Source organism: Streptomyces sp. NPDC057271 (assembly GCF_042668715.1).
In the GTDB taxonomy this organism is placed as follows: Bacteria; Actinomycetota; Actinomycetes; order Streptomycetales; family Streptomycetaceae; genus Streptomyces.
Genome location: NZ_JBHUYJ010000084.1, coordinates 26,112 through 33,325, shown reverse-complemented (window position 1 = coordinate 33,325; position 7,214 = coordinate 26,112). Strand labels below are relative to the sequence as shown.

Annotated in this window: 6 protein-coding genes and 1 pseudogene; all 7 read right to left on the bottom strand. The window is 73.5% G+C overall.

Annotated elements, in window-relative coordinates:
* Positions 1 to 2,066 (bottom strand): ATP-binding protein (locus ACFUJR_RS29425; RefSeq protein ID WP_383450901.1); only part of this gene is annotated, 2,066 nt, incomplete at its 3' end.
* Positions 2,067 to 2,177: 111 nt separating this feature from the next.
* Positions 2,178 to 2,588 carry an ACT domain-containing protein gene (locus tag ACFUJR_RS29420; RefSeq protein ID WP_383173256.1) on the bottom strand — a complete coding sequence of 137 codons (411 nt, stop codon included), beginning with the start codon at positions 2,586 to 2,588 and terminating at the stop codon, positions 2,178 to 2,180.
* A 65-nt stretch (positions 2,589 to 2,653) separates the two neighbouring features.
* Positions 2,654 to 2,897 (bottom strand): annotated as a pseudogene (locus ACFUJR_RS29415) (DUF397 domain-containing protein).
* Positions 2,898 to 2,974: 77 nt separating this feature from the next.
* The gene (locus ACFUJR_RS29410) at positions 2,975 to 4,156 is read right to left on the bottom strand and encodes a thiolase domain-containing protein (protein ID WP_383173255.1); all 1,182 of its coding nucleotides are present in this window, start codon (positions 4,154 to 4,156) and stop codon (positions 2,975 to 2,977) included.
* A complete protein-coding gene (locus ACFUJR_RS29405) occupies positions 4,149 to 5,225 on the bottom strand; it encodes a thiolase domain-containing protein (protein WP_383173254.1) in 1,077 nt (358 codons plus the stop codon). Before ACFUJR_RS29405 ends, ACFUJR_RS29410 begins: the two co-directional genes overlap by 8 nt.
* Complete coding sequence (locus tag ACFUJR_RS29400; RefSeq protein WP_383173252.1) at positions 5,222 to 6,181, bottom strand: Zn-ribbon domain-containing OB-fold protein; 960 nt, start codon at positions 6,179 to 6,181, stop codon at positions 5,222 to 5,224. Before ACFUJR_RS29400 ends, ACFUJR_RS29405 begins: the two co-directional genes overlap by 4 nt.
* 158 nt (positions 6,182 to 6,339) lie before the next feature.
* Positions 6,340 to 7,140, bottom strand: coding sequence for a crotonase/enoyl-CoA hydratase family protein (locus tag ACFUJR_RS29395; RefSeq protein WP_383173251.1), 801 nt, complete (start codon positions 7,138 to 7,140; stop codon positions 6,340 to 6,342).
* Between the last annotated feature and the right edge of the window lie 74 nt (positions 7,141 to 7,214).

Genomic DNA, 7,214 nt, shown 5'->3' with positions numbered 1-7,214 from the left:
ATGGCGGTGAGCACCGGCACCTCGAAGCCGCGGTCCTCGTGCGCCCAGCTGAATTCCGTGCCCAGGGCCCGTACGGCGTGGTGCAGGACCACGTCGACCGGTTCCCCGCGCAGGCAGGCGTCCCAGGCGCGCAGGCCGATGACGTACCGCTCGGTGAGGTCGCGGCCGGTGAGCCGTTCGGCGAGCCGGGCCAGTCTGCGGGAGCGGGCGGGCGAGTCGGGTTCGTCGGCGCGGAAGGCGTCCCACATGAACTTCTCGGACTGCATGCGGAGCCGGCTGCGGGCGTCGGTGGTGAGCCGGGACTCGCGGCCGAGGAGTTCGGAGGCCTCGACGAGCCGGTCGCTGTGGGCGAGGACCTGGGAGAGGCGGTAGACGATGCCGTGGCGCAGCGCCGGGTCGGAGACGGGCTCCTCCAGGGCGGCGCGGAGGTGGTTGACGGTGGTGGCGGGCTCGGTGAGCAGGGAGGCGCTCCCGAGTTCGAAGAGGACGGCGGCGCGTTCCTCGTCGGCGGGAGGCTCGCGCAGGGCGCGGGCGAGGAAGCGGCGGGCCGCGTCGGGGGCTCCGGCGCGCAGGGTCTCGCGGGCGGCCTCGCGCAGATGGCCGACCACCCAGGGGTCGCCCTCCGGATGGGTCTCCAGAAGGTGGCGGGCGGCGGCCGTGGCGCCGAGTCCGGCGTCGATGACGCACCAGGCGGCCTGCCCGTGCAGCGCGACGCGGGTGGCGGCGGGGATGGCCCGGTAGACGGCGGTGGCGATCAGCGGGTGGACGAACTCGAGGGTCTCGGTGCCCGCGAGGACGCGCGCGTCGCGCAGGCGTCCGGCGCAGTCGGCGACCGCCTCGCCGCCCAGTCCCGCGACGGCGCCGGCGAGTTGGGGCGAGATCTCGGTGCCGAGGACTGCGCAGGCCCACGCGAGCCGGACGGTGGCGGTGCCGAGCCGTTCGAGGGTCGCCACGAGGCCGCTGCCCTTGACGGCGGCGGCGAGGTCGCGGAGTTCGTGGGCGGCCTCGGCCCGTGGTTCGAGGCCCCGGTCGCGGACCTTGGCGGCGAGTTCGACGGCCTCGAAGGGGTTGCCGGAGGTGACGGCCCAGCACTCGCGGCAGAACGTGTCGTCGGCGTGCGAGCCGACTTGGTCGCGGACGAGGCTCGCGATGGCGGAGGAGGTGAGGGGTTCGAGTCCGAGGGGTCGCCTGCCGGACCGGCGCCCGGTGAACTCGTCTCCACTGTCGGGGAGTTCGTCGGGGCGGTAGGCGACGACGAGAAGCATGGGCAGCTCCTCGGCGCGCGGCGCGAAGGCGGAGAGCCAGCCCAGGGACTCCGGGTCGGCCCAGTGGGCGTCGTCGAGGACGACGACGAGCGGGGCGCGCCGGACGGCCAGGTGGGTCAGGACCCAGTCGAGCCCGTCGCGCAGGCCCTGCGGGTCGGGCGGTCCGCCGTCGCCGGCGGCGCACAGCCCGAGGGCGGGGCCGACGATGTCGTACCAACTGCCCAGCTGAGCGCGGAGTTCGATGTCGGACGCCACGGCGAGCTGCGGCTGAAGGAGCTGCCGCGCGACGTGGAAGGCGACGCGCTGCTCCTGGTCGCCGCCGCGCGCCGCGAGCACGGTGCACCCCTTGTCGGCGGCGCGCCGGCGGATCTCGGCGAGCAGCGTGGTCTTCCCGAGGCCGGCGGGTGCGGCGTAGGCGAGGACTCCGCCGCGCGGCGTACGGGACGAGGCCGGGGTGCCGCGTCCCGTCGACGCGTACGCCCGAGGGGCCCGCGTCGCCGTCCCCTCCTGGGGTCCGGCCGGTTCGCCCGCACCGTGCAGGAGCCGCAACGGGGGTCCTTCCGGCGCGGCGGCGCCCTCGCGCGGGAGCCGGCCTTCCGGCGCCTCGGGCGAGGGTCCGCCCGGTTCCGGCGCCTCGCGCGGGAGCGGGACCCGTTCGTTCGGGTCGTACGGTTCCGGCCACGGCTCGTCGTCGCCGAGGCCGGTCAACTGGTTCAGCGCCTCTTCCGCCGCTGCGAGTTCCGACTCGCGCTCGAAGAGACCGAGTCCCCGGCGACCTGCCCTGCCACTGTGCACTGCCACGTTCTTCCACCCCCACGCCGGGGGCGCACACCCGGCGCGCGGATGAGTGCGGCCGGGCCGATGGGCCCCGCGAAGAACCCAGCGTACGCCCGTATACGCCCCCTGCGAGGGTCAGACGACGGACCGGTTCGGGTGTTCCGCGAGGTCCTTCAGCACGGCCAACGCCTCTTCCGATCGGGTGTGTTCGACGAAGAGGTGGTCGTGGTGGAATCCCGCCACGACATTGCAGCTCAGTCCGGCCCTGGCGAGTTCCCGCGAGACCGCCGCGGTCAGTCCGACCGCGTCGAGCGCGGAGTGGATCCGCAGCGTGATCCAGGCGGCCACGTAGTCGTACGCCAGACCGGCGTCGTCCGCCTCCTCCTGGCGTACGACCAACGTGAGCCCCTCGCTCTCGGCGACGGTGGCGATCGGGTCGACCCCAGCAGGAGCGGGGCCGTCCACGGTGGTGAAGACATAGCGGCCGGGGTTGAGCTCCGGCCGCATCCCGGCGACGAGCCGGGTCAGATCACGTTCTGCACTCATGATCGCCACCCTAGGACGGGTGGGATCGGGGCAGGGGCGCCGACGGCGTGTCAGGTCAGGTCAGGTCAGGTCAGGTCGAACTCGCCCGCGCGCGCGTTGACCACGAACGCCCGCCACTCGGCCGGCGTGAAGATCAACGAGGGCGCCTCCGGACGCCCTCCGTTCCGCATCGCGACGAAACCCCTCGACGAAGGCGATCTGGACGTCTCCCGCGCCCTGGCTGCCCGACCTGCAGTCGGCGCCGCTGAGGTCGAGTTCGGGCTTGTCCCCACCCGTGAAGGCCTGCTGAGTGGTGACGCTCTCCGCCACGTCCGTGCTCCTCCCGCATAGCGCGACGTCGTCGTCCGGGGCTCAGGGTAGCGAGCGGGGTGGGGCGCCGACAGACCTCAGGCGCCGGGCGGACGGTCGCCCACGAGCCACATGGCGAAGAACTGCGCGCCCCCTCCGTACGCGTGCCCGAGCGCCCTGCGCGCGCCGTCCACCTGACGCTCGCCCGCCTGCCCGCGCACCTGCAGCGCGGCCTCGGCGAAGCGGATCATGCCGGAGGCGCCGATGGGGTTGGTGGAGAGCACGCCGCCCGAGGGGTTCACCGGCAGGTCGCCGTCGAGTTCGGTCACCCCGGCCTCGGTGAGCTTCCAGCCCTCGCCCTCCTCGGCGAAGCCGAGGTTCTCCAGCCACATCGGCTCGTACCAGGAGAACGGGACGTACATCTCGACCGCGTCGATCTCGCGGCGCGGGTCGGTGATCCCGGCCTGCCGGTAGACGTCGGCGGCGCAGTCCTTGCCCGCCTGCGGCGAGACGAAGTCCTTCCCGGCGAAGAGCGTGGGCTCGCTGCGCATGGCGCCGCCGTGCACCCAGGCGGGCGGCCGGGGCGAACGCCCCGCGCCCGTCCGGTCGGTGAGGACCATCGCGCAGGCGCCGTCGGAGGACGGGCAGGTCTCGGAGTAGCGGATGGGGTCCCAGAGCATGGGCGAGGCCTGGACCTTCTCCAGAGTGATGTCGTGCTCGTGGAGGTGGGCGAACGGGTTCTTCAGCGCGTTGCGCCGGTCCTTGTACGCGACGAGGGAGCCGACGGTGTCGGGAGCGCCGGTGCGCCGCATGTAGGCGCGGACGTGCGGGGCGAAGAAGCCGCCCGCCCCGGCGAGCAGCGGCTGCTGGAACGGGACGGGCAGGGAGAGGCCCCACATGGCGTTGGATTCGGACTGCTTCTCGAAGGCGAGGGTCAGGACGGTGCGGTGGACGCGGGCGGCGACCAGGTTCGCGGCGACGAGTGCGGTGGACCCGCCGACGGAGCCGGCGGTGTGGACGCGGAGCATCGGTTTGCCGACCGCTCCGAGCGCGTCGGCGAGGTACAGCTCGGGCATCATCACGCCCTCGAAGAAGTCGGGGGCCTTGCCGATGACGACGGCGTCGATGTCCGCCCACCTCAGTTCGGCGTCCTCCAGGGCTCGCTGGGCGGCCTCCCGTACGAGTCCCGCGATCGACACGTCCCGGCGGGCGGCGACGTGCTTGGTCTGGCCGATCCCGACGACGGCGACGGGCTCCTTCGATGTGACAGCCTCAGGCACGGGCGTCCCCTTCCAGGACGGCGACCAGGTTCTGCTGCAGGCAGGGCCCGGAGGTGGCGTGGGCGAGGGCGCGGTCGGAGGCGCCCCGGTGGATGCGGGCGGCGGCCTCGCCGAGGCGGATCAGGCCGGCGGCCATCATCGGGTTGGCGGCGAGCGCTCCGCCGGACGGGTTGACCCTCACGCTCTCGTCGAGGTCGAGGGACCGGCGGAGCACGACCTCCTGGGAGGTGAAGGGGGCGTGCAGTTCGGCGGTGTCGACGGGCCGGTCGAAGGCCCCGGCGCGTTCGGCCGCGAGGCGGGTGGAGGGCGAGTCGGTGAGGTCCCGTACGCCGAGCGAGTGGGCCTCGATCCGGTGGTCGATGCCGCGGATCCAGGCCGGGCGCGCGCACAGATCACGGGCCCGGTCGCCGACGGCGAGGATCACGGCGGCCGCCCCGTCGCCGACGGGCGGGCAGTCGCCGGTGCGCAGCGGTGCGACGCGGTACTCGCCCTGGTCGCGGGCGCCGGGCAGCTGGGCGTGCGGGTTGGCGGTGGCGTCCTGGCGGCTGCGGGTGGCGACGGCGGCCAGCGCGGGTTCGTCGGTGTGTCCGGCGTCGATGAGTGCCCGCGCCTGGAGCGCGGCGAGGGCGACGCTGTCGGGCCAGAGCGGGGCGACGTAGTAGGGGTCGAGCTGCCGGGTGAGGACATCGCGTACGGAGCCGGGGGAGGACTTCCCGTACGAGTAGACGAGGGCGGTGTCGGCCTCGCCCGTCAGCAGCTTCACCCAGGCCTCGTAGAGCGCCCAGGCGCCGTCCATCTCGACGTGGGACTCGGAGATCGGCGGCCAGGCGCCGACACCGTCGAGAGCCATGGTGAAGGAGAAGGCGCGCCCGGCGAGGTAGTCGGAGGAACCGGAGCAGGTGAAGCCGATGTCGGAGGTCTTCAGGCCCGTCTGACGCAGCACGTCGTGGAGGACGGGCATGAGCATCTCGACCTCGGAGAGGTCGTCCGTGCGCCGCCGGTGGTCGGTCTGCGCGAAGGCGACGATCGCCACCTCGCGGTCCGGTCGGTCCGATCGGTCCGGCGTCACAGCAGCTCCTTGTACGTGTCGTAGTCGGCGTCGGGTTCGCCGGTGGGCCGGTAGTGGTCGGGGTAGCGGCCGTCCTCGCTCCACACGGGTTCGACCCGGAGTCCCATCCGGACCTGGTCGTACGGGATGCCGCCGATCCGGCCGTGGAGCGCGAGCCCGGCTCCGTCGAGGGCGATGTGGGCGTACACGTACGGCACCTCGATGTCGAGGCCGCGGGCCTTGATGTTGACGATGCAGAAGGTGGTGACCGTGCCGCGCGGGCCGACCTCGACCTGTTCGGTGGTGGCCACGCCGCAGGTGGGGCAGGCGCCGCGGGGAGGGACGTAGACCTTGGTGCAGGCCGGGCAGCGTTCGCCGACCGTCCGGTTCTCGGAGAGGGCGTGGAGATAGGCGGTCTGGGCGCGGCCGGGACTGTACGTGTAGTCGAGGCGGGCCGGGGCGACGATGCCGGTGACGGGCTCATGGAAGGTGCCGTCGTGTGCGCGCGGCGGGTGGCCTTCGCCGCTCCCGTACGGTTCGAAGCAGGCGATGTCGGTGATGGCGCCGGCCCGTTCGGCGGCCCAGCGGATCCGGACCCGCATCCCGGTGCTCACGGCTTCGGGTCCGGGCGCGTCCAGGGCGTGGAGGAGGCCGGTGCCGGCGCCGTCGAGCCGGACGAGGACCCAGGCGAAGGGGGTGGACAGGGGCTGTCCTGGGCGGGGTTCGGGGTTCCAGGCCCAGGTCGTGACGGTGCCGGTGGCGCCGACCTCGACGAGTTCGCGGAGTTCGGCGGCGGTCACGGGGTCGTACTCCACGGGCGGTACGAGCACGCGCCCGTCCTCGGCCCGGACGCCGAGAACGGTCTCTTCGCGCAGCCCGGTCAGAAAGGCGGCCTGGACGGGCCCGAGGGACCGGGTGAAGGGGAACTCGACGACGAGGGGCGCGCGGAGGGTGTCCGGCGCGGGGGCGGCTGACATGGGGCTCCTTGGTCGGGGGGCGGGTGCGGGTCGGTGGGACGGTGCGGATGCCGGGCCGGGGTGCGAGTCGGTGGGACGGTGCGGATGCCGGGCCGGGGGCCGCTGCGCGGGGCCGTTTCCCTCCTCCCCCACGCCTGGCGGCGTGGGGTGGGGAAAGGTCACTCCCGGCGGTACACCGGCGGGCGTTTCTCCGCGAACGCCCGCGCCCCCTCCTTCGCGTCCGCCGTCGCGAAGACCGGCCAGCCGCGTTCGAGTTCCGCCGCCAGCCCCTCCCCTTCGGTCATCTCCGCCGTCTCGTACACCGACGCCTTCACCGCCTCGACCGCGAGCGGCCCGCACGCGTTGATCTGTTCGGCGACGGACAGGGCCGCTTCCAGCGCGGTGCCGTCGGGGACGACGCGGCCGACGAGTCCGATCCGGGCCGCCTCCTCCGCGTCGTACGGACGCCCGGTGAGGAGCATCTCCAGCGCATGCGTCCGCGCGATCTGGCGAGGGAGCCGGACCGTCGAGCCGCCGATCGGGAACAGTCCCCGCTTCACCTCGAACAGTCCGAACGTCGCGGTGGCGCCCGCGATGCGGATGTCGGTGCCCTGGAGGATCTCGGTGCCGCCCGCGACGCAGTACCCCTCGACGGCGGCGATGACGGGCTTGCGAGGGCGGTGGTGGCGCAGCATCGCCTTCCAGTGCAGATCCGGGTCGGCCTCCATCCTGTCCCGGTACCGCTCGCCCTCCATCCCCTTGCCCGCCAGCGCCTTGAGGTCCATCCCGGCGCAGAAGGAGCCGCCGGCGCCGGTGAGGACGACGGAGCGGATCGAGTCGTCGGCGTCGGCCTCGAGCCAGCCGTCGTAGAGCCCGACCAGCATGGGCAGTGAGAGCGCGTTCTTGGCCTCGGGCCGGTTGAGCGTGAGCACGAGTGTGGCGCCTTCGCGCTGCATGGTGAGGTGTTCTGTCCCGCCCATGGGCGTTCTCCCGTCTCCAGACCTAGAACAGGTTGCAGGAGGTGCGGGTCCAGTTCAATAGTTTCCTGACAGTC

Coding starts and splice junctions, on each gene's coding strand:
- ACFUJR_RS29395 (WP_383173251.1), bottom strand. CDS start 7,140: ATGGGCGGGACAGAACACCTCACCATGCAGCGCGAAGGCGCCACACTC.
- ACFUJR_RS29420 (WP_383173256.1), bottom strand. CDS start 2,588: ATGAGTGCAGAACGTGATCTGACCCGGCTCGTCGCCGGGATGCGGCCG.
- ACFUJR_RS29400 (WP_383173252.1), bottom strand. CDS start 6,181: ATGTCAGCCGCCCCCGCGCCGGACACCCTCCGCGCGCCCCTCGTCGTC.